The organism is Candidatus Providencia siddallii (assembly GCF_964026685.1).
Taxonomy (GTDB): domain Bacteria; phylum Pseudomonadota; class Gammaproteobacteria; order Enterobacterales; family Enterobacteriaceae; genus Providencia_A; species Providencia_A siddallii_A.
The window spans coordinates 531,634-556,312 of record NZ_OZ034688.1; the positions used below are offsets into that span (position 1 = coordinate 531,634).

The 24,679-nt window shown below is 22.2% G+C and carries 16 protein-coding genes and 1 pseudogene; 11 read left to right on the top strand and 6 right to left on the bottom strand.

Features of this window, described 5'->3' with window-relative positions:
* The first annotated feature begins 131 nt into the window (after positions 1–131).
* The 8 genes and pseudogenes from nusA (at position 132) to AAGD61_RS02315 (ending at position 11,180) form a co-directional block, all read left to right on the top strand.
* A complete protein-coding gene (gene nusA, locus AAGD61_RS02280) occupies positions 132–1,640 on the top strand; it encodes a transcription termination factor NusA (RefSeq protein WP_341764839.1) in 1,509 nt (502 codons plus the stop codon).
* 21 nt (positions 1,641–1,661) lie between these two features.
* Positions 1,662–4,301, top strand: coding sequence for a translation initiation factor IF-2 (gene infB / locus AAGD61_RS02285; RefSeq protein WP_341764840.1), 2,640 nt, complete (start codon positions 1,662–1,664; stop codon positions 4,299–4,301).
* A gap of 8 nt (positions 4,302–4,309) precedes the next feature.
* Entirely contained in the window at positions 4,310–4,693 is a 384-nt protein-coding gene (gene rbfA / locus AAGD61_RS02290; RefSeq protein WP_341764841.1) for a 30S ribosome-binding factor RbfA, read from the top strand.
* Positions 4,694–4,715: 22 nt separating this feature from the next.
* Positions 4,716–5,657, top strand: coding sequence for a tRNA pseudouridine(55) synthase TruB (truB, locus tag AAGD61_RS02295; RefSeq protein ID WP_341764842.1), 942 nt, complete (start codon positions 4,716–4,718; stop codon positions 5,655–5,657).
* A gap of 88 nt (positions 5,658–5,745) precedes the next feature.
* The gene (gene rpsO / locus AAGD61_RS02300) at positions 5,746–6,015 is read left to right on the top strand and encodes a 30S ribosomal protein S15 (protein ID WP_341764843.1); all 270 of its coding nucleotides are present in this window, start codon (positions 5,746–5,748) and stop codon (positions 6,013–6,015) included.
* 237 nt (positions 6,016–6,252) lie between these two features.
* Positions 6,253–8,355: a polyribonucleotide nucleotidyltransferase gene (gene pnp, locus AAGD61_RS02305; RefSeq protein WP_341764844.1), complete on the top strand. Its 2,103-nt coding sequence runs from the start codon at positions 6,253–6,255 to the stop codon at positions 8,353–8,355.
* A gap of 179 nt (positions 8,356–8,534) precedes the next feature.
* Positions 8,535–9,314, top strand: a pseudogene (gene nlpI, locus AAGD61_RS02310) (lipoprotein NlpI); the annotation flags it as partial.
* A 72-nt stretch (positions 9,315–9,386) separates the two neighbouring features.
* Positions 9,387–11,180, top strand: a complete 1,794-nt coding sequence (locus tag AAGD61_RS02315; RefSeq protein ID WP_341764845.1) for a DEAD/DEAH family ATP-dependent RNA helicase — start codon at positions 9,387–9,389, stop codon at positions 11,178–11,180.
* Positions 11,181–11,231: 51 nt separating this feature from the next.
* On the opposite strand, the gene AAGD61_RS02320 is transcribed toward AAGD61_RS02315, so the two are convergent.
* From AAGD61_RS02320 to glyQ, 6 genes are all read right to left on the bottom strand, one after another.
* Positions 11,232–11,810 carry an anthranilate synthase component II gene (locus AAGD61_RS02320; protein ID WP_341764846.1) on the bottom strand — a complete coding sequence of 193 codons (579 nt, stop codon included), beginning with the start codon at positions 11,808–11,810 and terminating at the stop codon, positions 11,232–11,234.
* Between the two features lie 85 nt (positions 11,811–11,895).
* Complete coding sequence (locus AAGD61_RS02325; RefSeq protein WP_341764847.1) at positions 11,896–12,516, bottom strand: DsbA family protein; 621 nt, start codon at positions 12,514–12,516, stop codon at positions 11,896–11,898.
* 178 nt (positions 12,517–12,694) lie between these two features.
* Positions 12,695–14,047: a glutathione-disulfide reductase gene (gene gorA / locus AAGD61_RS02330; RefSeq protein WP_341764848.1), complete on the bottom strand. Its 1,353-nt coding sequence runs from the start codon at positions 14,045–14,047 to the stop codon at positions 12,695–12,697.
* Positions 14,048–14,357: 310 nt separating this feature from the next.
* Positions 14,358–15,062 carry a HAMP domain-containing protein gene (locus tag AAGD61_RS02335; RefSeq protein ID WP_341764849.1) on the bottom strand — a complete coding sequence of 235 codons (705 nt, stop codon included), beginning with the start codon at positions 15,060–15,062 and terminating at the stop codon, positions 14,358–14,360.
* A gap of 1,005 nt (positions 15,063–16,067) precedes the next feature.
* A complete protein-coding gene (gene glyS / locus AAGD61_RS02340) occupies positions 16,068–18,140 on the bottom strand; it encodes a glycine--tRNA ligase subunit beta (RefSeq protein ID WP_341764850.1) in 2,073 nt (690 codons plus the stop codon).
* A gap of 7 nt (positions 18,141–18,147) precedes the next feature.
* Entirely contained in the window at positions 18,148–19,056 is a 909-nt protein-coding gene (gene glyQ / locus AAGD61_RS02345) for a glycine--tRNA ligase subunit alpha (protein WP_341764851.1), read from the bottom strand.
* 1,398 nt (positions 19,057–20,454) lie between these two features.
* Here glyQ and AAGD61_RS02350 point away from each other — a divergent pair.
* The 3 genes from AAGD61_RS02350 to aroA all read left to right on the top strand — a co-directional run bounded on the left by AAGD61_RS02350 (position 20,455) and on the right by aroA (position 24,641).
* Entirely contained in the window at positions 20,455–22,089 is a 1,635-nt protein-coding gene (locus AAGD61_RS02350) for a phosphoglucomutase, alpha-D-glucose phosphate-specific (protein WP_341764852.1), read from the top strand.
* Between the two features lie 130 nt (positions 22,090–22,219).
* Positions 22,220–23,308, top strand: coding sequence for a 3-phosphoserine/phosphohydroxythreonine transaminase (gene serC / locus AAGD61_RS02355; protein WP_341764853.1), 1,089 nt, complete (start codon positions 22,220–22,222; stop codon positions 23,306–23,308).
* 31 nt (positions 23,309–23,339) lie between these two features.
* Positions 23,340–24,641: a 3-phosphoshikimate 1-carboxyvinyltransferase gene (gene aroA / locus AAGD61_RS02360; RefSeq protein WP_341764854.1), complete on the top strand. Its 1,302-nt coding sequence runs from the start codon at positions 23,340–23,342 to the stop codon at positions 24,639–24,641.
* Positions 24,642–24,679 lie beyond the last annotated feature (38 nt).

The following is a 24,679-nucleotide window of genomic DNA, read 5'->3' on the forward strand; positions in this document are numbered from 1 at the left end:
AACTTAATTAAATTTTAATTAAACACATAGTAAATTATTACTATAAATGTATGCGTTAAAATAATATATTTTATATTAGCGATATCAAAAAGATAAAGTTTCATTTTGTGAAGTTCAATGAGGCAGTCTAAATGAACAAAGATATTATTGCTGTTATAGAATCAGTTTCTAATGAAAAATCTTTACCTCGTGAAAAAATTTTTGAAGTTTTAGAAATTGCTTTAACAACTGCAACTAAAAAAAAATATAATCAAGAAATTGATATACGTGTTAAAATTAATAGAAAATCAGGAGAATTAAACACATTTCGTTACTGGCAAATAGTTAATGAAGTAACAATACCAACTCGTGAAATAACACTTGAAGCTGCAAAATTTGAAAATTTAAATTTTCAACTTGGTGATTATGTAGAAGAAGAAATTGAATCAATTACATCTGATAGAATAACTACGCAAACAGCAAAACAAGTAATTGTTCAAAAAGTTCGAGAAGCTGAACGAGCAATGATTATAGAACAATTTAGAAATCAACGAGGAAAAATAATTACAGCTCAAATAAAAAAAATTAATCGTGAAAATATTATACTAGATCTTGGTAATAATGCTGAAGCATTATTACTTCGAGAAGATACGTTACCAAAAGAAAATTTTCGTATTAATGATAGAATACGAGGAATTTTATATGATATTCGTAACGAATCTCGAATACAACAACTTTTCATTAGTCGTTCAAAAACTGAAATGTTAATTGAATTATTTCGAATTGAAGTTCCAGAAATTGCTGAAGAACTTATTGAAATAAAAGCAGCTGCACGTGATCCAGGATCAAGAGCTAAAATTGCAGTAAAAACTAAAGATAAACGAATTGATCCAGTTGGAGCTTGTGTCGGTATGCGAGGATCTAGAGTTCAAACAATTTCAAGTGAATTATGCGGTGAAAAAATTGATATAGTACTATGGGATGAAAATCCTGCTCAATTTGTAATCAATGCAATGGCACCTGCAGATGTAAGATCTATTATCGTAGATGAAGATAAATATATAATGGATGTTGCTGTTGAAAATAATAATTTAGCTCAAGCAATTGGACGTAATGGACAAAATGTTCGTTTAGCTACTCAATTACTTAAAATACATAGAAATAACGATAAATGGGAATTAAATGTTATGACAACAGAAGAATTAAACTTAAAACAACAAACAGAAATACATTGTTCTATTAAAACTTTTACAAAATACCTTAATATCGATGAAAATTTTGCTAATAAACTTGCTGAAGAAGGATTTTCTACATTAGAAGAACTAGCATATATACCAACTACTGAACTTTTAAAAACTAAAATATTTGATGAAAAAAATGTTAAAATTATACAAGAAAAAGCAAAAGATGCCATTAATACAATAAAATTAACCCAAAAAGAAAATTTAAAAAATAATCAACCAACAAATGATTTATTAAATCTTAACGGTATGAATCATACTATTGCTTATAATTTAGCTAATCATGGAATATATACAATAGAATCTCTTGCTGAACAAAGTATTGATGATTTAACAGATATAAAAAATCTAGATAGTAATAAAGCAGGTGAACTTATCATGACAGCACGTAATATTTGCTGGTTTAGAAATGATACATAGATATTGCAACAGGAAAACGGCATGACAGAAACTATAAAATCATTAGCAACAAAAATTGATATTACAACGGATTGTTTAATAAAACAATTTGATAAAATAGGAATTAAAAAAAATAAAAACGATTCTATTTCTATAATTGAAAAAAAAACATTGTTAAATTACTTAAACAAAAAACAAGACACATCAAAACAACAAATAAAATTAACAATTCAACGAAAAACACGCAGTACATTAAACGTGCCAATTATAGGAGGAAAAAGCAAATTAATAAATATTGAAGTACGTAAAAAACGAACATATATCAATCGCATTACAGATGAAATCAAAACAGAAGAATTTAAAGAATATGAATTAAAAGAATCATCTAAAATCGAAAATGAAATAAAAGAAAAATCAATAGAAAATATAATAAAAAATAAAATAAACATAAATATTAAAGATGAAATAACAAACAAAAAAATTCACTTAGTAAATAAAAAAGAAAAAAACAAAAAAAATGAATATAACCAAAAAATAGAAAAAACACAAAAAAATAACATTCGACATATAAACAACTTAAAAAATAAAACAGAATTAAATCGTATAAATGAAAAAAATACAAAAACATTAGAAGAGCGAAATAATATACGAAATTATAATGACAAAAAACTTAATCATAACCATTATATAAATTATAATTATAATATCTTAAATGAAAATGACAAAAATGAAAAAGAAAAACGTCATCTACGTAATCGCTCTAATAAAATAATTCGTAATAAAAAGAAAAATAATAAATTTTCTGAAAAAATATATAAAAAAGAAGAACACGCTATTAGTCGTTTAATAAACAATCCAAAAGAAAAACAACGAAAAAATAATTTCTTACAACAAGTTTTTACCAAACCAGTTTCTACTATAAATAAAAATGTAATAATTGGCGAAACAATTACTATAAGAGAACTTGCTAATAAAATGGCAATAAAAAGTTCTCAAGTAATAAAAACAATGATAAAAATGGGAGCAATGGCAACTATAAATCAAATAATAGATCAAGAAACTGCACAATTAGTTGTTGAAGAAATGGGACATAATGTTATTTTACGAAAAGAAAACGAACTAGAAGAATCAATATTAAAAGATAGAGATATTGGTGTTGCAATTCAAAAACCACGTGCACCAATCGTAACAATAATGGGTCATGTTGATCATGGCAAAACATCACTTCTTGATTATATTCGTTCAACAAAAATCGCACATAAAGAAGCCGGTGGGATTACACAACATATAGGAGCATATCACGTAAAAACAAAAAAAGGGATAATCACATTTTTAGATACACCTGGACATGCAGCATTTACATCAATGCGTTCACGTGGAACTAAAGTAACAGATATAGTTGTACTAGTTGTCGCTGCTGATGACGGAGTAATGCCTCAGACAATAGAAGCTATACAGCATGCTAAAGCAGCTAATGTACCAATTATTGTAGCTATAAATAAAATTGATAAAGTAAATTCAAATCCAGATCGCATAAAAAACGAACTATCCAAATATGACATTATACCAGAATGTTGGGGTGGAAAAACTCAATTTATTGAAGTATCAGCTAAAAAAGGCATTGGAATAGATATACTACTTGATTCTATTTTAATACAAGCAAAAATATTAGAATTAAAAACAATATATACAGGTATGGCAAGAGGTGTTGTTATTGAATCTTATTTAGATAAAGGACGTGGACCTGTAGCAACAATTCTTGTTCAAGAAGGAACTTTAAATAAAGGAGATATAATTTTATGCGGTTTTGAATATGGACGTATTAGAGCTATGAGAGATGAATTTGGTAAAGATGTTAAATCAGCTGAACCTTCAATTCCAATTGAAATATTTGGATTATCAAACATACCTTCAGCCGGTGATAAAGCTTCTGTAGTACGAGATGAAAAAAAAGCACGTGAAGTAGCTTTATATAGACAAGGAAAATTTCGCGATATTAAACTAGATCGTCAACAAAAATCTAAACTAAAAAATATATTTTCTAACACAAAAGAAAACAAAATTTCCGAATTAAATATCATTTTAAAAACTGACGTTCAAGGTATTTGTGAAGCTATTAAAAATTCTTTAAAAAAATTATCAAATGATAAAGTAAAAATAAAAATAATATTTTCTGGAGTAGGTAATATTACAGAAACAGATGCAACATTAGCTATAGCATCTAATGCAATTATATTAGGATTCAATGTCAAACCTGAAACTTCTGCTAAACGTTTTATTGAAAACGAAAATATTAATTTTCAATACTATTCAGTTATTTACAATTTAATAGATGATATAAAACAATCAATGCTAGGAATGATAAAACCAGAATATAAACATAAAATAATAGGTATAGCTAAAGTAAAAAATATATTTAAATCAACAAAATCTACTACAATTGCAGGCTGCATAGTAATAGAAGGAATAATTAATCGCAATAATTTAATTCATATTTTAAGAAATGATATTATTATTCATGAAGGTGAAATTGAATCACTACGTCGTTTCAAAGATGATGTTAATGAAGTATATAATGGAACAGAATGTGGTATTGGAATAAAAAATTTTAATAATATATGTATCAATGATATTATTAAAGTTTTAAAAGTTATTGAAATAAAACATTCTATAAATAATTAATAATAACTATGGTTGGTGTAATGACAAAAAAATCTATACGTAATAAACAAATTTCACAAGAAATACAAAAAAAAATTGGAATTATTTTACAACGTAAAATAAATGATCAACGTATATATATGACTAATATTTCTAATGTTATATTATCAAAAGATATTGCATACTGCAAAGTTTTTGTGACTTTTTCAAATATTGAAAATAACAAAAACAAAACTAAAATAATTATTGAAAAAATTAAAATTATTAATAAAGCTTCTGGTTTTATACAATATTTATTATGTAAATCTATTAATTTACGTATTACACCAAAAATATTTTTTATATATGATAATTCTTTAGAAAAAATAAAAAAAATATACAATTTAATTTCAAAATCAATAGAAAAAAAATAAATAATAAAATTTATAATAAAAAATGAAAAATAGTAAAAAAAGAAATATAAACGGTACAATACTATTGGATAAACCAATTTGCATTTCTTCAAATAAAGCATTACAAAAAATTAAACAACTATTTAATGCTAAAAAAGCAGGACACACAGGAACATTAGATCCTATAGCAACCGGAATGTTACCTATTTGTTTTGGAGAAGCAACAAAATTTTCACAATTTTTACTAAATTCAAATAAAGAATATATAGTTATCGCTAAATTAGGACAACGTACAGATACATCAGATTCATATGGAAAAATTATCAATGAACGAAAAGTTAATTTCATAAAAGAAGATCTTTATTCAGCTTTAAATTCTTTTAAAGGAAAAACTTTTCAAATACCACCAATGTATTCTGCTTTAAAATATAAAGGGAAACCTATGTATAAATATGCAAAAAAAGGAATTATAATTAATAGATCCCCACGTTTAATTACAATTAATAAAATAAAATACATTCGTTTAGAAAACAATGAATTAGAATTAGAAATACATTGTTTAAAAGGAACATATATTCGTACTATTATTGATGATTTAGGAGAACTTTTAGGTTGTGGAGCACATGTAATTTATCTACGAAGAACAAAAATATATAATTATCAAAATAATCAAATGATAAAAATTGAAAAATTAATATCTTTAAAAACACAAATAAATGAAGGAAATGGTTCTTATGAATCTTTATTAGATACATTGTTATTACCAATTGATTCAGGAATAACACATCTTCCAGTTATAAAATTAAATAAAAATAATGAAAAACGATTTATATATGGCCAGTGTATATATACTAGATTTAAAAATTCATATGCTGAACAAATTATTAGAGTTTTAAATAAAGATCAAAATTTTTTAGGTATTGCTTTGATTAACAAAAACGGTGATATTTTTCCAAAACGTTTAGTAAATTACTATAAACAATAATATACATAACAATTACTTTTATTGCATTATATTTATAATATAAGTAGAATATAAAACTTAATTTTTAAAATAAATATTGGAGTTTTTTATGTCTCTAAATAATGAAGCAAAATCTAAAATTATTTCTGAATTCAGTAGGTATAAAAACGATACAGGTTCAAGTGAAGTTCAAATTGCTTTATTAACTGCAAAAATTAAACATTTAAACAATCATTTTAAAGAACATAAAAAAGATCACCATAGTCGTCGTGGATTACTTAATATGGTTGCAAAAAGACGACGTTTGCAAACTTATTTTAAAAAAAAAAATATTACAAAATACATCAATTTAATTGATCGTCTTGATATACGTCGTTAAATTATTTAATTTTTAAAATGGGGCTAAAGCCCCGTTTTATTCAAATTAATAGACTTAAATAAAATTCAAAATAAATGTTTAATATAATTCTTAATTTATCTCTTTATTACATCTGAGCTACTCATATAATAAAAAATTACATAAACTTAATATTTTTATTTAGTAAAACATATCAAATAATATATCTATATTACTAAATATATAATTATTCTAATAATCTTAATAAAGGGTAATATTGTGTTAAATCCTATTGTTTGTAAATTTAAATATGGACAACATACTGTTTCAATAGAAACAGGTATGATTGCACGTCAATCAACCGCAGCTGTTATGGTTAATATGGATGATACAGCTGTATTTGTTACTATAATGATTCAAAAAAAAATTAAAGAAAATCAAGAATTTTTCCCTTTAACAGTTAATTATCAAGAACGCAGTTATGCTGCAGGTCGAATTCCAGGAAATTTTTTTAGACGTGAAGGACGCCCATCTGAATGTGAAATTCTAACATCTCGTTTAATAGATCGCCCTTTAAGACCATTGTTTCCATCAGGTTTTTTAAATGAAGTACAAATAATTGCAACTGTAGTTTCTGTTAATCCTCAAATTAATCCAGATATTGTTTCCATTATTGGAGCATCGGCTGCATTAACAATATCTGGTATACCATTTAAAGGACCAATAGGAGCAGCACGTGTTGGATTTATAAATGATCAATATATTTTAAATCCAACATTAGATGAATTAAAATCTAGTAATCTAAACCTAATTGTTGCAGGTACAAAAAATGCTATATTGATGGTTGAATCTGAATCTAATTTATTAAGCGAAGAAAAAATTTTGGGTGCAATAATGTTTGGTCAAGAACAACAACAAATCATTATTCAAAATATAAATGAATTATCTAAAAAAATTGAAAAAGAAAAATGGGAATGGCAAGAAAAAACAATTAATAAAAACATACAAAATCGTATTATAGAATTAGCAGAAAAAAGAATAAGTAATGCATATCGTTTAACTAATAAACAAGAACGTTATGCATCAATTAATTTAATAAAAGAAGAAATAATTTCAATTGTAACATTAGAATACGAACATATTAATTTTTTTGAAATCACGGAAATTTTTAATAATTTAGAAAGAAAAATAGTTAGAACTCGTATTATTAAAGGAAAACTTCGAATTGACGGTCGCGAAAAAGATATGGTTAGAGCTCTAGATATACGAACTGGGGTACTACCTCGTACTCATGGATCAGCGTTGTTTACTCGTGGTGAAACACAAGCTTTAGTAACAGTAACTTTAGGAACTGATCGTGATGCACAAGTAATAGATCATTTAATGGGAGAATATACTGATCGATTTTTATTTCATTATAATTTTCCTCCTTATTCTGTTGGAGAAATTGGTATAATAGGTTCACCTAAACGAAGAGAAATTGGTCATGGTCGTCTAGCAAAACGCAGCATATTAGCTGTTATGCCAAAACATAATGATTTTCCATATACTGTTCGTATCGTATCTGAAATTACAGAATCTAATGGATCATCATCTATGGCTTCTGTATGTGGTGCATCATTAGCTCTTATGGATGCAGGTGTTCCAATAAAAACTGCAATTGCAGGTATTGCAATGGGATTAATAAAAGAAGGTAATGATTTCGTTGTTTTATCTGATATATTAGGTGATGAAGATCATTTAGGAGATATCGATTTTAAAGTAGCCGGTGGTCGAGAAGGAATTACCTCTTTACAAATGGATATAAAAATAGAAGGTATAACTCGTGAAATAATACAAATAGCCTTAAATCAAGCAAAAGGAGCTAGATTGCATATATTAAATACAATGGAACAAGCTATTGATAAACCAAGAAAAGAAATTTCTGAATTTGCACCTCGTATTTATACTATAAAAATAAACCCAGATAAAATAAAAGACGTAATAGGCAAAGGTGGTTCAGTAATAAGATCATTAACAGAAGAAACAAACACAATAATTGAAATAGAAGATAATGGAATAGTAAAAATAGCAGCAATTGATAGTTTTAAAGCAAAAGAAGCAATACGTCTAATTGAAAAAATTACAGCAGAAATTGAAGTTGGGCATATTTATCAAGGTAAAATTACACGAATTGTTGATTTTGGTGCTTTTGTTTCAATAAATGGGGGAAAAGAAGGTTTAGTACATATTTCACAAATTATTGATAAAAGAATAGAAAAAATAACTGATCATATAAAAACTGGACAAAATGTATCAGTTAAAGTATTAGAAATAGATCGTCAAGGTCGTATGCGTTTAAGCATAAAAGAAGCTATTACAACAAAATTTAATAATATATAAAATATTTAATAATTTAACTTAGCATAAAATCTAATTTACAATTACTAAAATTAATAATACAAGAGAAATAACACGTTGAACAATATTTATATTAAAAAAATATTTTTTTTTACTCATATTTTATTAACGTTAATTATTTTTAACATCGGCTGTAATAGTAATAAATATGATAAAAAAAAATTTTTGCAATTCCACTTCAACCTACATTACAACAAGAAATAGTATTGACTCGTATAGAACAAATTCTTACGAGTCATTCATTAAGCAATTATGAATATGGACAACTTTTATATGAACGTGGCGTAATATACGATAGTTTAGGTTTAAAAACGTTAGCACGTAATGATTTTTTAAAAGTCTTAAATATACGTCCTGATATACCAGAAATTTTTAATTTTCTTGGTATATATTTTATACAATCTGGTAATTATGAAAATGCTTATGAAGCTTTTGATTCTGCTTTAGAACTTAATCCAAACTACAGATCTGTATTAATGAATCGAGGAATAGCTTTATATTATGGAGGTAGATATAAATTAGCACAAGAAGATCTACTAAATTATTATAAAATAGATCCAAATGATCCATTTAGAAGTTTATGGCTTTATATTATAGAAAATAATATAAATAAAAAAAAAGCTAAAGATAATCTTATTTATAGATTTAATAATGCTAAAAAAGAATCATTTGGATGAAATCTTGTAGAATATTATATTGGTTATATTAATAACAACATACTAATAAACCGTTTAAAAAAAAAAATTACTAATAATGTTTTATTGGCTGAATATCTTAGTAGAATAAATTTCTACTTAGGAAAATATTATTTATATATGGAAGATAAAGATAACGCAATAATTTCATTTAAACTAAGCATAGCAAATAATGTACATTACTTTATAGAACATAGATGTTCATTATTAGAATTATCAATTCTAAATTACGAAAAAAATAATTAAAACTTGTTATATTATAACATAAAATATTTTATATAAACTTACTGATATAAATAAAAAATATGAGGCACTTACATGTCTAATAAAATCAATATTTCTTTCACTGATTTAGGAATACCTATATATATTCTAAAAGCATTGGATGATTTAGGGTATAAAACCCCATCTCCAATTCAAGAACAATGTATTCCATTATTAATGAAAGGAAAAGATGTATTAGGTATAGCGCAAACTGGAAGCGGTAAAACCGCTGCATTTGGTTTACCATTATTAAATAACATCGATATATCTGTAAAAGCTCCACAAATTTTAATTTTAGCACCAACTCGAGAATTAGCTGTACAAATTGCTGAATCAATGAGTAATTTTTCTAAATATATTAATCACATTAACGTTGTAGTATTATACGGAGGTCAAAAATACGATATTCAACTTCGTACTTTACGTCAAAAACCACAAATTGTTGTTGGTACACCAGGACGTCTTTTAGATCACTTAAAACGAGGTACATTAAAACTTGATAAATTAAAATGTATTGTAATAGATGAAGCTGATGAAATGCTTAGAATGGGTTTTATTGAAGATGTTGAAAATATAATGAATCAAATACCAAAAAAACATCAAACAGCATTATTCTCAGCAACTATGCCAGAAGCAATTAAACGTATTACACAACGCTTTATGAAAGAACCAAAAGAAATACGTATTAAATCTAATATTACAACTCGTCCAAATATAAATCAAAGTTATTGGACAGTTTATGCTATGCGTAAAAATGAAGCATTAGTTAGATTTTTAGAAATAGAAGATTTTGATGCAGCTATTATTTTTGTTAAAACTAAAAATGCAACATTAGAAGTAGCTGAATCTCTAGAACGAAATGGTTATAATAGCGCAGCATTAAATGGGGATATGAATCAAACATTACGAGAACAAACATTAGAACGCTTTAAAGACGGTCGTTTAGATATTTTAATTGCAACAGATGTAGCAGCTAGAGGTCTTGATGTTAGTCGTATAAGTTTAGTTGTTAACTATGATATTCCAATGGATGCTGAATCATATGTTCATAGAATAGGACGAACAGGACGTGCAGGACGAACAGGACGTGCATTATTATTTGTTGAAAATCGTGAACGTCGATTATTACGTAATGTTGAACGTACTATTAAAATAACAATACCTGAAGTAAAATTACCAAATGCAGAACTATTAAGCAAACATAGACAAGCAAAATTTATTAAAAAAATTCAACAACAATTAAAAAGTAAAGATTTAGATAAATATCGTAAATTATTAACAAAAATATCTACAGAAAACATTGATTTAGAAACATTAGCAGCAGCATTATTAAAAATAGCTCAAGGAAAACGAAGTTTAATTTTACCACCAGATACTCCGAAAAAAATATATAATGAATTCAATAATCGTAATGTTAGACGATATAATATTAAACGTTCTAATTTTATAGAATCTAATAAAAATAATGAACAATATTCTAATTTTAAAAAAATGGAAAAATATCGTATTGAAGTTGGTCGAGATGATGGAGTAGAAGTTCGTCATATTATTGGAGCAATTGCAAACGAAGGAGATATAAACAGTCGTTATATTGGAAATATAAAACTATTTAATAGTCATTCAATTATAGAATTACCAAAAGGTATAAAAAATCATGTTTTAATGCATTTAAATCGTACTTATATTTTAAACAAACCAATACAAATTCAATTAATTAGTAATAAAAAAACTTTTGAACATAACAAACATAATACAATTACATATAAAAACATAAACAACAAAAATTATTATTTAAATTCTACTAATAATTCTTACCGACGTAATTTTAATAGACGTAGTTCAAGATAAAACTAATAATTATTAATATGATACTTAGTATTCAAAATACTTAATATCATATTAATATCTTAAAAAATTACTTAATAATTCATATCCATATTCAGTTAAAATACTTTCAGGATGAAATTGAATACCTTCAACAGGAAATTTTTTATGACAAATTCCCATGATTTCGTCAATTTTATTATCAACTAAAGACCAAGCAGTTATTAAAAAAGAATCAGGAACAGTATCTTTTTTAATAACTAAAGAATGATATCTAATAACAGTAAATGATTTTTTAATATTTTTAAATACACCGTAATTATTGTGATTAATTAAAGATTTTTTACCATGCATTATTTTTTTTGCTTTTACTATAGTAGCGCCAAATGCTTGTCCTATTGCTTGATGACCAAGACAAATACCTAAAATAGGTATTTTCCCAGCAAAATGTTTTATTACTTCAATAGATATTCCAGCTTTATTTGGAACACATGGTCCTGGTGATATAACAATATGCGTGAATAAATTATGTTCAATATCCTTTATAGTAATATTATCATTACGTTTTACTGTAACAGATGCTCCTAATTCAGAAAAATACTGATAAAGATTATATGTAAATGAATCATAATTATCTATAATTAATAAAAACATAATATACCACTAATTTTATTATTATTTAACAAATAATATTTTATAAAAAATTAATTATTAATATATTTATTAATTATATAAAATATTAAATTTTATTAATTAAAAATTTAACTAATTCTGAATAATCTTTTCCATAATTTGTTAATTCTTCAGTAAAAAAAACATCATTACATATTTTATATTTACCATTAACAAAAAATGAAGGCACACTTTGTAAATTTAAATGTTTCGCTGCATTTTGTTGTTTTTTTATAATTGATTTAACTAAAAAACTATTAACTATATAATTATATTTTTTATTAGATACATTAACTTTAACAAAAGCGTTGATAATATCATTTTTATTTTTTATAGTTTTTGTTTTTATTATTCCTTCAAAAAAAATTGGTATCATCTTATCTTCTATTTTTAATGCAATAGCAACTGCCCATGCCTTTGTAAGCTCTTTACCTAACGGACCAAAAAAATCAACATGATACCTTTCAATTTTTATACTACTTGGCAAATTTTTTTTTATTTCTTGTGGTATTTTATAAAAACATTCAAATTCATAACAGTGAATACAATAAAAAGAAAAAAATTCAAGAATTTTTGGTATGTTATTAACATTTTTAATTTTTATATATTCATTTCCTTCTATATATTCTTTTGAATATATATTTAAAGATATTAAAACAAAAAATACAAATAATATATTCTTTTTCACAAAATAATCTCATTATATATCAAATATTTTTTATTAATTTTTTTATAAAATTAATAATCTAAAATAATTATTACAGTACAATACTTATCTATTAATTTTTTAATTTTTTTAAAAAAATTAAAAAATAATAAAAAAATCATTTATTTAATCTTAGTTAAATAATTATAAAAATTATTTTTTAACGTATTGTAACAAATTCTTCTGCAATTGTTGGATGAATTGCAATTGTATTATCAAAATCTTTTTTAGTAGCACCAATTCTTAATGCAACAACAAAACCTTGTAAAATTTCATCCATACCAAAACCAATACCATGAATACCTATAATTTTTTCATTATCATTAATGCAAACCAATTTTAATCTACAAGGTATATTTTGTAAAGTAATAGAAGTATACATAGAATTAAAGGTAGATGTATATATTTTTACATTATTAAAACCATATTTTTTAATAGCTTGAAATTCAGTAAGACCAACAGCGCAAATAGGTGGGTTAAAAAATACTACAGTTGGAACTGTATTATAATCTAAATACATATTACAACTATTATTAAATAAACGTTTTGATAAATTACGACCAGCTGTAACAGCAACAGGAGCTAGTTTAACAGTATTTGTATTATCACCAACAGCATATATATTTTTAATATTAGTATTTTGATACTTATCTACTTTTATATAACCATATTCATCAAGTTTTACACCAGTAACTTCGATATTTAAATTATTTGTCATAGGTTTTCGACCAACAGCCCAAATTAAAACATCTACTATATATTCATTATTATTTTCTAATTTTAATGTTAAAGAATTATTATCATTTTTTATAATTTCTTTTAAAATAGAATTATTATGTAAAATAATTCCTTTTATATTCATTATTTCTATTAAAGTTTTTTTTATTATTGAATCAAATGAACGCAAAGGTATATTTTTACGAATAAATAAATGAGTTTCAACACCTAATGAATTTAATATCCCAGCTATTTCAATAGCTATATAACCAGCACCAATAATGGCAACACGTTTAGGTAATTTTTTTAATTCAAAAAAACCATCAGATGTTATACCATACTCTGAACCACGTATTTCAGGTACAAATGGATAACTACCAGATGAAATTAAAATATGATCAGCACTATAAAACTCGTTATTAACTTTTAATGTATTTTTATCAATAAAACTCCCAAATCCTTTTATTATAGTTATATTATTCTTTTTAAGAATTTCATAATAACTTTGAGAAACACGATTAATATAATTATTACGTATTTTAATTAATTTTTTTAGATCAAAATTACTTTTTAATATATCAAATCCATAATTAGCAGCATAAAAATTAATAATTTCAGAAATATTTGATGCATACCACATAATTTTTTTTGGAACACATCCTAAATTAACACAAGTTCCTCCTAATTTTTTACCTTCAATTAAAGCACATTTTTTACCATATATTGATGCATATTTTATTGAACTAATACCACCACTACCACCTCCAATTACAATATAATCATAATGTCTATTCATATTTTTTTTAATCCTATATTTTATAAAATTTCTTTATATCTTGTTAAAATAAAAAAATACATTTTAATATTTATTTTTAAAATATATAAAATAAACACTTGTTTATATTTTATAAATAAACATTTTTAATATTAATTAAAATTTAATAATTAAATTTTAATTAATATTAAAAATATAAAATATTATTAAAATATTTAATTAAATTTAAAATATTTTTATATTATACATATAAAAAATATTTTTTTAAAAAAACAATATTAATATTTATTTAAAATTTAAAAAAATTATTTTTTTTAAAAACTAATACTTATTATTTTGTATTTTTATTGTTATATCCTATATTACGATTATAATTCTTTACCAATAAACCAATTTCATCATCTTGATGAAATTTAGATACATAAAGATTTTTTGTACATTTTACTATTTTTAATTCAATTGCAATTTGTCGTAACGGTCTTATAATAATTCTATTAATACACCATGTCATAACAATAACAATAATCAATGTTAATAATAAATATATAGTCATCATCAAAGCAATCATATTTAATATAAAACGATATATACAACTATGATCTATTTGTAATATTAAACAATGTTTTGATTTATTTTGAAAATCTTTAATATTATTTTGATATAATGGGATTGTAATTTCACTTGGAATATCTATAAAATACATAGCCCAATCGGGTATTTGTTTTTTTGAAAAAAAAAACAAATCAATAATATCAACATCATCAATTGTAACAATAACTTTATTTATAAAAGCATATATTTTTAATATACTTAAAAGATTTTTGGTATTGTTTAAATCTGATTTAGATAATGAATCATTTAATGGTTTTTGAATTTGATTTGCAATATTATTTAACTGTTCTATATAACTTTTTTTTTGTTGTTCTAATAAAAAATTAAATTGAATAGATAAAAAAACAGCTAATAAAAACATGGTAATAAGAAAAAAAACATTCATACTTTTTAATGTTAACGAGCGTCGGACTTTTATGTTCATTTTAATGTAACTCATGATTAGGAATATTTAAAACATAGTTGTTATAACAATTACAATTTTTTTAAAAAATATTTTCAAAAAAAATTAATTATATAAAAATATAAAATCACACTAAAATAAAAAATTATAGTTTTTAACCTTATTCAATAAAATATTGACTTATATATACAAAAATAAATATAACTGTATTATTATCTTTATTTTAAAAAATTATTTAATAAATATAAAAATAAATATTTATTAATATTATAAAATATAATACCATTTAAAACTATTTTTATATTTAAAACAATTCTATAAAAATTTTAAAAATACTTATAGTTTTTATACAAAATGAAAACAAAACCAAATTTTATAGAAAAATAAAAAATACTTTTCTATAAAATTTGGTTTTTTATTAATATACTAATTTAAAATTCAAATTTTTTTATAAAATTATATAAAATATTATAATCCATATTATTTATATCAAAAAAAAATTAACTGAGTAACTAGTAATAAAAACTTTAAAATAAAATATATTTAATTAATAATTATTACAATATATAAATATATTTAAATTAATATTAAAAAATAATAATATAAAAATAAATGAAAAATTTTAATAAAAAAACAATTTATATTAATTTAACAATACACTATAAAAACTTAACAAATTTTTTTATAAAATTTATATTTTTTATTAAAAATTTAATTTAAAATAATAAACAAAATCAAATCAGTGTATTTATATTGAATAAATTATTGTTTAAAACAAAAAATATAAAATTATATTTTTTTATAAAATATTGATAATATTTTATTTATATACATTTTATAAAACTATTAATTTTAACAAATATTTATTATGTAAATATTACAAATAAAATATATTTAATAATTTTATATAAAATTATTAAATATAATAAATATACTTATTAATAAAAATATATTTTTAATTTTAAAAAAATAAAATATTTAAAAATAATTATTTTATATGTTTATATATTAAATATATAAAAATAATTATTTTAATAAAGATATATCAGCAATTTTTAAAAATAATTCCTGTAAATAATTAAGTAAAGTTAAACGATTAATACGAATCTCTTTATTTTCATCCAATATTTTTACCTTTTCAAAAAAAATATTAATATTTTTATAAAACGATAAAAGTTCAATTAAAGATTCTTTATAATTTTTGTTTATAAAAACTAAACTTAATTTAATTTGTAATAAAATTATATTAATTGCAAATCTAACTTCTTCAGGAGAGTTCATAATAGAAATTAATATTTTATCTGATAATGATTCTTTTGATTTATTAAGTATATTAGATATACGTTTATTTGTTATAATTAATTGTTGAGAATCTTTTAAAGAACAAAAATAATCAACAGCTTTAATTCTAAGATCAAAATCATAAGGTTGTGTTAAATTACATGCTAATACAGATTGTATAATATTAATTTTATATCCTATATATTTATACCAAAACAATAATCTTGCAAACATAAAATTAATAACATCATTAACAACATTAACATTACTTAATTTATCACCATATAAATAAACAGATTTTTGAACTATTTTCAATAAATCAATAGAATAACAATTTTTAATAATAATACGTAACACACCAATAGCAGCTCTACGTAAAGCAAATGGATCATTGTCACCTTTAAAATTTTTTTTAATACCTAAAATACCAACTAAATTATCAATTTTTTCTGCAATAGAAAGTGAATCAGATACTTTTGTAGATGGCAGTTTATCATCAAAAAAACTAGGTTTATATTGTTCTTTTAAGGCTAATGCAACATCTTTATGTTCACCATCACGTAATGCATAATACATTCCTATTATACCTTGCATATTTGTATATTCAAAAACCATATTAGTTAATAAATCACATTTTGATAATATAGCAGCACGAGATACATGATCTATATTCGCATTTATTTTTTTTGCAATATAAATTGATAATAATTTTAAACGAAACGTTTTATCAAATAATGTACCTAATTTATTATAAAATAAAACAGACTTTAAATTATACAAATTATCTTTTAAATGAATTTTTTTATCCATTTTTAAAAAAAATTCAATATCGGATAAACGAGAATTCATAACTTTTTCATTTCCAATTATAATTTCTTTTGAATTAGAAGATTCAATATTTGAAACAAAAATAAAATTTGGTATTAAATAATTATTTTTGTCATAAATAAAAAAACATCTTTGATTTTTTTTAAGGTTATAAATTAATTCTTCCAAAGGAATTTCTAAAAATTTTTTTTTAAAATTACCAATTAATATAACAGGCCATTCTATTATTGATGTTATTTCATCAATTAAATCATCGTTTTTTAAATATACTTTTCCACCTAATTTTTTTGCTATTCTTTTAATTTCATATATAATAATTCTTTTTCGTTCTTCATAATCAGCAATAACTTTCCCATATTTACGTAAAATATCAGGATATTCATTAGCATCATTAATAATTAATTTAGTTTTACCCATAAAACGATGTCCAAAAATATTACGCTTACTATTAACACCTAAAATTTTACCTTTTATTAAATCTTTACCTAAAATCATAGTTATAGTACGAATAGGACGAATAAACTGAATATCTTTATTTGACCAACGCATTGATTTAACAATATTTAAATTACAAATAGATTTTTTAACAACATTAACTAATAATTCTTTAATATTTTTACTTTTTTCTATATAACGATAAACCAACCATTCTCCTTTTTCTGTAACAATACGTTCAGCTTGATTTATTGAAATATTACAACTATATGCCCAAGCTTTACCAATTTTAGTTGGTATTCCATTTGAATCAAAAGCTTGAAAAACAGCAGGACCACGTTTTTCAATTTTATGATAAAACCGTAACAAAGATAAATTTAAAATTTTTAATGCTAAACGACGAGATGTAGCAAACCATTTTACATCACCATGAATTATATTAACTTTTTTAAGTTCTATTAAAAAATTATTTTTAAAAGATTCTGCTAATATTTTTAATTCTTTAGGAGGTAATTCTTCAGTACCAATTTCTATTAAAAAAGTTTTTTTTATCATAAAATCCTTATTTTTTAAAAAGCATAGGAAAACCGAGCGATTTACGATGAGAAAGATACAATTCACCTATATTTTTGCTTAAATTACGTATTCGCAAAATATAATGTTTACGTTCAGTTATAGAAAAAACTTTACGTGCGTCAAGTAAATTAAAAATATGAGATGCTTTTAATACACGTTCATATGCTGGAAATAGTAAAGGTTTCTTTAAAAAAAGTAAATATTTAACTTCTTTTTCATATTCATCAAAACTTTTAAAAAGAAAATCAACATTTGTATGTTCAAAATTATAACAGGATTGTTCAACTTCATTATGATAATGAATATCACCATAAGTAATTTTACCAAAAACACCATCTGACCAAACAATATCATAGATATTATCAACTTTTTGAATACACATAGCAATACGCTCAAGTCCGTAAGTGATCTCACCAGAAATAGGTTTGCATTCAATACCACACATTTGTTGAAAATAAGTAAATTGAGTTATTTCCATACCATTTAATAATACTTCTCAACCTATCCCCCATGCTCCAAGCGTTGGATTTTCCCAATTATCTTCAAGAAAACATATATCATGAACATTTAAATCAATTCCTATTTTTTTTAATGAATCTATATATAAATTCTGAATGTTATCAAACGATGGTTTTATAACAACTTGAAATTGATAATATTGTTGTAAACGATTTGGATTACCACCATATCTTCCATCACTAGGCCTACGAGATACTTGAACATAAGCAACAGCAATAGGTTCAGGCCCTAAAGAATTTAAACATGTTATAGGATGAGATGTACCTGCTCCTACTTCAATATCTAACGATTGAATAATCGTACAACCTTGCTTTATCCAATAATTTTGTAAAGTTAAAATAAGACCCTGAAATGTTTTTTTATCAAATTTAAACATAACAACCTTAAAATACAAAATTCAACATATTTAATTCTACTATTTTAAAAAAATTAAGTATATTACTTTATTTAAAATTTAAAATATAACTAAAACATATTATTTATACATAAATAACTATTTTTATAACAAAAAAAATATAATGATCAACAATCATTAAAATAATTATTTAAATTTCCAATGAATTTAATTTTTAACTATTATATTTTAAAATATATCATAAATTATTTATAATTTTTATTATTAAGCTAACTTAATAATAAATTATTTAAAATAAATAAAAAATAAATATAATTTTTATTAACATAAAACTATATTTAAAATATAAATTTATTTTATAATTTAAATAAAATATTTACAATTATAAACATAATATTTTAAATAATAAAATTATATAAAATCTAAAAAATATTTATTTTATTCAAATATTAAAAATAAAAAATATTTATAATAAATTATAAATAACAATTACAATACTTTTATTATATTAATCATATAAAAATATTAAATAATATTTTACTATTATAGATAAAATGTATTTTATCTTTTTATATTATATAAAATAATTAAAAAAATTAATAAAATTAAATTACTTTTAAAATTTTTTTTATTAAATTAATCACAATTAATTTTACAAACTTATTTTAAAACAAAACTTGTTATTTTTAATTTAAAACAAATATAATATACACATGAATATAAAAAAAATAAAATATTTAATTTTATTAAATAATAATATAATATATATAAAATAGTTAAAAATAATTTAAATTAAAAAATATTTTTACCAACAATAAAAATATTTTTTAATTTAAACAAATATTTTATAAAATTAAATAATTTTGATTAATAAACAATTAATAATTTTAAACACCTTAAAAATATAACATTATAAAATATAAATTAATATAATATAAAAAATATAATTAAAACATGTAAAAAAATAAATCAAATTATTATAGAATTAATATTATGTAAAAAAATAAAAATATCAAAACAATTTTATATAATTAATAAGCATTTGTTTTAATAAATATAATTTATACATAAAACCACAAAATTTTAATATTTATTAAAATATATTTTATAAAATTTATATAATAAAAAAATTAAAAAATCGTAATTTTACATTTAAAATAAAATAAATATATTTTAAATTATTTTAATTACAAATAAAAATTTATTACAAACTATAAATATTTTATTAATTTTTTTTATTATTTTTATATATAAATATTTTTATAAATACATATTTAAAATTTAAAAAAAACTACTTATTATATTTTATAAATATTATACTAATATATAAAACTAATAAAATTACATTATTTATATTTAGAAAATATTAATATAAATATATAAATAAATAATAAAAATTAATAATTTTAGGAAAGACAATTGATAATACATAAAAATGCAGGAAATATTCCTACTCAAAACGATTTAATAAATATTGCTCAACTTATAGCAAAATATTACACAGAAAAACCAAATCCAAAAAATAAAACTCAAATTATAAAATTCGGTACATCTGGACACAGAGGAATTTCATTAAACAAAAATTTCAATGAAAATCATATTATATCCATTGCGCAATCAATAGTTAATTTAAGAAAAAAATATGGTATAACAGGTCCTTGTTATATAGGAAAAGATACTCATGCATTATCAGAAGCTGCATTTATTAGTATAATTGAAGTATTCGTGGCAAATAAAATTAAAATAATTATACAAAAAATAAATGGCTTTACTCCAACACCTGTTATTTCAAATATGATTTTAAAACACAATGAAAATAATTTAGATATTTCAGATGGTATTATAATAACAGCTTCTCATAATCCTCCTGAATATGGCGGAATAAAATACAATTATAAAAATGGTGGCCCAGCAAATATATATTTAACATCTATAATTGAAAACAACGCTAATAAATTTCTTATTAATAATCTTAATGGTATAAAACGATTAAATTTTAAAAAATCATTAAAAAATAAATATATTATAGAAAAAGACTTTGTTTTACCTTATGTTTCATCACTAAATAAAGTTATAGATATAAAATCTATTTTTGAATCTAAACTTAAAATGGCTGTTGACCCTTTAGGTGGATCTGGTATCGAATATTGGAAATATATATCAAAATATTATCAATTAAATATTGAAATACTTAATGATCAAATAGATCAAACGTTTCGATTTATACCTTTAGACTATGACGGTGTTATTCGTATGGATTGTTCATCTTACTGGACAATGAACAAACTTTTAAAAAAAAGAAATAAATTTGATTTACTATTTGCTAATGATCCTGATCATGATCGCCATGCTATTATTACACCTGAAGGTTTAATGAACCCTAACCATTATTTAACAGTAGCAATCAATTATTTATTCCATCATAGACCTTTATGGAATAAAAACATTTCAGTTGGAAAAACAATAGTATCTAGTTCTATGATAGATTATATAGTTAAAAACATAAATCGCAAACTAATAGAAGTTTCAGTAGGATTTAAATGGTTTGTTAATGGTTTGTTTTGTGGAAAAATAGGTTTTGCTGGAGAAGAAAGCGCAGGTGCTTCATTTCTTAGAATAGATGGAAAACCTTGGTCAACAGATAAAGATGGCATCATATTATGCTTATTAGCAGCTGAAATAACAGCAGTTACTGGTAAATCTCCACAACAACATTATAATGAATTATCAAAAAAATTTGGTTCACCAATATATAAACGTACACAAATAAAAATTAATAATACAAAATTAATAAAATTAAAAAAATTTTTTCTTAAAAGTTCTTTAATTAATAAATTTGCCGGAGATAAAATAATTAAATATTTTAAAATACCTCCTAGTAATAAAACATCTATCGGTGGGTTTAAAATTATTACAAATCATAGTTGGATAGCAATTAGACAATCAGAAACAGATGAAACGTTTAAAATTTATTTTGAAAGTTTCAATGGTAAAGAACATCTTAATATAATGGAAGAAGAATTTATTAATCTTATTAAAGATAATATTAATTAATATATAAAATACTATTTATATTTTTTTAATTTTTAAAATTTAAAATTAATTCATATAAAATATTAAATTAAAATTTAAATATTAATTTTTTACTAAAATAAAATATATTTGAAAATTTAATGGAAAAAAAATGAATAAAATTTATAATTTTAGCGCAGGTCCAGCAATGCTTCCTGTAGATGTTATGAAAGAAGCTAAAAAAGAATTCTGTAATTTTAATGGATTAGGAATTTCTATAATAGAAATAAGCCATCGAGAAAAAATTTTTATTAAAATAGCAACAGAAACAGAAGAAAATTTACGTGAATTATTAAATATTCCAAAAAATTACAAAGTATTATTTTGTCATGGAGGAGCTAGGACACAATTTTCTATTATACCAATGAATTTATTAGAAAAAAAAACAAAAACTGACTATATTATTAGCGGATATTGGTCTGAATATGCTGCAAAAGAAGCAAAAAAATATTGCAATGTTAATATTATAAAAATAATCGAAGAAAAAAATGGAAAACTTAGTTTAAAAAAAATAAACAAATGGAAAATAACTAACGATTCAGCATATATTCACTATTGTCCAAATGAAACAATTAGTGGTTTAAGTATTCATGAAGATCCTTTATTTCTAAAAAATAAAATTATAATAGCAGATTATTCTTCTTCTATTTTATCTAAACCTATTGATGTTAGTCTTTATGGTATTATTTATGCTAGTGCACAAAAAAATATTGGTCCTTCTGGAATAACAATTGTAATAATTCGAGAAGATTTACTTTTAAGAAACTCATCGATAACGCCATCAGTATTTAATTATAATATATTATCAAAACACAAATCTATGTTTAATACACCTCCAACTTTTGCATGGTATCTATCTGGTATGGTATTAAAATGGTTAAAAAAACAAGGTGGTTTACAAGAAATAGCTAAAAAAAATTATGAAAAATCAAAATTACTTTATAACACTATTGATAATAGTGACTTTTACTTTAATAATATCACAAAAAAAAATCGCTCTTTAATGAATATACCATTTAAAACAAAAGAACCTAAATTAGATTTAATCTTTATAAAAGAAGCAAAAAAACAAGGTTTACATTCATTAAAAGGACATAAAATATTAGGTGGTATTAGAGCATCAATCTATAATGCAATGCCAATAGATGGAGTTCAAGCTTTAGTGGATTTTATGAATGATTTTAAATACCGTCATTCATAAAAATTAACTTATTTTTTTATAATTCAAGATTATGAATTTTATAACATTAAAACCAATACATTTAATTAATGGAACAATTAAATTACCAGGTTCAAAAAGTATATCAAATAGAGTATTGCTGTTATCTAGCATGGCAAAAGGAACTACTACACTTATAAATCTATTAAACAGTGATGATATAAAATATATGTTTAATGCTTTAAATAAATTAAATATCGTTTTCAATTTAACTAAAAATAAAACACGTTGTCAAATAAATGGAACAGGAAAATCTTTATACTCAAATAAAAAATTAAAAATCTTTCTTGGTAACTCTGGAACATCAATGAGATTTTTAACAGCTGCCCTTTCTCTATCTAAAAACAACATTATTCTTACTGGAAATAAACGCATGAAAAAACGTCCAATTGGACATTTAGTTGATGCATTAAGATGTTGCGGCGCAAAAATTAATTATTTAAATAAAAAAAATTATCCTCCGATTCATTTAAATGGCGGTTTTATTGGAGGAATAATTTCTTTAGATGGTTCTATTTCAAGTCAATTTTTAAGTGCTTTTTTAATGATAAGCCCATTGGCTAAAAAAGATACAACTATTACAATTAAAAATAAATTAGTTTCTAAACCTTATATAGATATGACTATAACATTAATGAAAACATACGGAGTACTTGTTGAAAACTATAAATATCAAATTTTTTTTATTAAAAGTCAACAACAATATACATCACCTAATAATTATTATATAGAAGGAGATGCTTCGTCTGCATCATATTTTTTAGCAGCAGCAGCAATAAAAGGTGGAAAAGTTCGTGTAATAGGCGTTGGACGTAATAGTTTACAAGGAGATATAAAATTTGCTAATATTTTAAAAAAAATGGGAGCAATAATTCGTTGGAATAATAATTCCATAGAATGTGAAAAATTTATACTTAAAGGTATTAATATAAACATGAACTCAACTCCTGATATAGCAATGACAATTGCTTTAGTAGCTATTTTTGCAAAAGGGAAAACAATTATTAAAAATATATACAATTGAAAAATAAAAGAATCAGATAGATTGCATACTATTTCTACTGAATTACGAAAAATTGGGGCAAAAATAAAAAAAGGAAATGATTATATTCATATTTATCCACCAAAAAAAATTAATTATGCTAGAATAAAAACTTATGACGATCATAGAATTGCTATGTGTTTTTCACTTATAGCTCTATCAGATACCCCAGTAACAATTTTAAATTGTAATTGCGTAAAAAAAACATTTCCTAATTATTTTAATGAATTTATAAAACTAAGTTGAAATAATTCATTTAAATATTTATATTAAATTTTTTTAATTTAAATTTATGTAAAACAAATCATACA